3 protein-coding genes are annotated in these 2,849 nt (G+C 44.7%); 1 reads left to right on the top strand and 2 read right to left on the bottom strand.

Annotated elements, in window-relative coordinates:
• Nucleotides 1-870: DMT family transporter (locus VN105_RS12220; RefSeq protein WP_325641224.1), on the top strand; the 870-nt coding region annotated here is incomplete at its 5' end.
• Between the two features lie 80 nt (nucleotides 871-950).
• On the opposite strand, the gene frr is transcribed toward VN105_RS12220, so the two are convergent.
• Both frr and VN105_RS12230 read right to left on the bottom strand, forming a co-directional pair.
• On the bottom strand, nucleotides 951-1,514 hold the full coding sequence (gene frr, locus VN105_RS12225) for a ribosome recycling factor (RefSeq protein ID WP_325641226.1): 564 nt from the start codon (nucleotides 1,512-1,514) through the stop codon (nucleotides 951-953).
• A gap of 104 nt (nucleotides 1,515-1,618) precedes the next feature.
• Nucleotides 1,619-2,761 carry an MraY family glycosyltransferase gene (locus VN105_RS12230; protein ID WP_325641228.1) on the bottom strand — a complete coding sequence of 381 codons (1,143 nt, stop codon included), beginning with the start codon at nucleotides 2,759-2,761 and terminating at the stop codon, nucleotides 1,619-1,621.
• Between the last annotated feature and the right edge of the window lie 88 nt (nucleotides 2,762-2,849).

Below are 2,849 nucleotides of genomic sequence, written 5' to 3' on the forward strand. Positions count from 1 at the left end.
GTATTTCTCCTGTTATCACTCACATGGGGCAGTTCCTTTATATTAATGAAAATAGGGCTGGAATCATTTACTTCTTACCAGGTAGCCAGCTTAAGACTGGTAGCAGCCGGCGTTGCGCTTTGCCCCTTTTTACCAAAAGCCTTCAAACAAACACCGGTAAATAAGCTGCCGGTCATCATCCTGTCCGGCATCCTGGGCAACGGCATCCCGGCCTTTCTTTTTTGTTTGGCAGAAACGGAGATCGACAGCTCTCTTGCGGGTATCCTCAATGCCTTAACACCGCTAATGGCCCTGTTATCGGGCATTGTACTCTTTAAAAGCCCGTTTAAGAAGGCGCAGCTTACAGGCATTTTTGTAGGGCTGATGGGGGTAGTATTATTATTTACGGCCAAAGGTATCAATACCAACGGTCACTGGTATTATGCACTGCTGGTAATACTGGCTACTGTGAGTTATGGCGTTAATATCAGCATGGTGCATCATAAATTACAGGGGTTTAGTTCACTGCAACTGGGGGCTATTGCTATGTTTTTCTGCGCGGTGTTCACTTTCCCCGTACTGTGGTTTAGTAACTTTTTTCCTCAGTTCACGCAGCCCAACGCGCCCTGGCGCTCACTTTCTGCGGGCCTGGTACTGGGGGTAATGGGAACAGGGGTAGCCGCCGTGCTCTTTTTCCTGCTGATCAAAAGGGCAGGTTCTATGCTTGCCTCCATGGTAGCATATGCATTACCGTTGGTGGCAGTTGGCTGGGGCTTACTGGCGCATGAAACAATTACGTGGATCCAGGTGCTGAGCATGGCCGTTATCCTTTTGGGCGTTTACCTGGTAAACAGGGCCAGCAAGGTGGGCAGGGTTGCACCGGTTAAATAAACCGTAAAACAAAGCGGAGATATTAACCGGATCGTTATCCGTTAATATCTCCGCTGTTATATTTTCCAGGCTGTTATTTCTTAAATAGCCATAATTTCTTTCTCTTTTACTTCGCAATGTTTATCGATAAGCGCGATGTGTTTATCGGTTAACTGCTGAACATCAGCTTCCGTATCTTTTGCAGTATCTTCACTTAAACCATCTTTCTGCAATTTTTTAACTGCTTCAATAGCATCCCTGCGGATGTTCCTGATGGCTACTTTTGCCTGTTCGCCTTCATTGTTCACCCTTTTTACAAATTCTTTCCTGCGTTCTTCGGTTAATGGCGGCAGGAATAAACGGATAATAACACCATCGTTTTGCGGATTGAGGCCAATATTAGAGGCAATAATGGCTCTTTCAATTGGTTGCAGCATGTTTTTTTCCCAGGGCTGAATAGTAAGGGTACGTGCATCTGCGATGCTTACGTTAGCCACCTGGTTCAATGCGGTAGGCGCGCCATAGTAGTCAACAAAAATACCATCCAGTATTTGCGGATTGGCTTTCCCGGCTCTGATTTTTGTAAGTTCCAATTCCAGGTGCCCGATAGCTTTTTTCATCGAGTCCGCTGCTTCATCAATGATAAGCGTTAGATCATCTTGCATAACATAAATAGTTAAGTGCCTGCAAACCTACAGGTTTTCTTTTAATCGTCAAAGTAGGGCCTGATAATGGAAGTAGAAATGCTTACAAATAACCGCACAAAGGATTATTTATCTTGTAATACCCCCTCTGTTGTAACACGCAATATTTTGGTAGCTTCTTTGGCTGTTGCCGCAGTTGGTTGTACAACAGGTTCCGGTATGGCTTTCACAGCGAGTTTCTTCCGGCGTGCCAGGTATAATATGCCGGTAAAAAAGGTAGCGGAACCTACTACAACCATTAACAGCAAGGTAGCGCCCATTCCCTGTAACACAAATGCTCCGAGTATGTAGGTAGCATTAATGGCTACAGAAACAAGCGTGGTTTGGCGGTGGTTAAGCTTCAGGTCCAACAGGTAGTGGTGTATGTGATTTCGGTCGGCAGAGAAAGGAGATCTTCCCTGCAGCATACGAACAGCAAATACGCGTAAAGTATCAAATAAGGGTACGATCAGGATAGCGAAAGCCACAGCTGGTGTAGCCCCAACAGGCATTTTACCCGCGGGGTTTCCTGCCACATCAATAAATTTCAGTACCAGTACTGCGTTTACCAATCCTATCAGTAAGGACCCCGTATCACCCATAAAAATACGGGCAGGAGAAATATTATAAATAAGAAAACTGGCTAAACCGCCTGCCAGTGCAAAACCGATCACCGCATAGGTTATTTCACCCACATGCAGGAAATAAGCACCCAATACCGCGCTCACCAGTAAACCAATACTGCCGGCATGGCCATCCACCCCGTCTATCAGGTTGAAAGCGTTGATAACCACAATAAAAGTGAAATAGGTCAGCATCAGGCTGATATTGGGAGGCATGGCATAAATTCCCAGGAAACCGTACATACTTGTGATCTGCAGATTACCCAGGTAAATAATAGCAAAAGAGGCCGCAAGCTGGCCTATTAATTTTTTTAACGGAGACAGCCCTACGATATCATCTTTCATCCCCACCATGAAAATGATAAAGAATGCTGCCATCATATATTGAAACGGGGAGTTCGCCAGCGCGGGTACGCAGATAGCGGTAGCGATTATAAATCCGGAGAAAAATCCGATTCCTCCGAGCGTTGGTATACGCTGTTTATGCGTCTTTCGTTCGTCCGGCTCGTCGTATAAATGCTTTAATTCCGCCACTCTTATCAGTATTGGAATAGAAAAATAGGTAACAACAAAACTCAGGACGGTAGCAATTAATACATTCTCCATTAGTGGGGCTTAATTGTGCAAAGATATTAATTTCAACGAAATATGAAAAGAAACGTTAAAAAAATCAAGTTTTTTAATACTTTGAGAT

Source organism: Chitinophaga sp. (genome assembly GCF_035564935.1).
Taxonomy (GTDB): Bacteria; Bacteroidota; Bacteroidia; order Chitinophagales; family Chitinophagaceae; genus Chitinophaga.

Coding starts and splice junctions, on each gene's coding strand:
- frr (WP_325641226.1), bottom strand. CDS start 1,514: ATGCAAGATGATCTAACGCTTATCATTGATGAAGCAGCGGACTCGATG.
- VN105_RS12230 (WP_325641228.1), bottom strand. CDS start 2,761: ATGGAGAATGTATTAATTGCTACCGTCCTGAGTTTTGTTGTTACCTAT.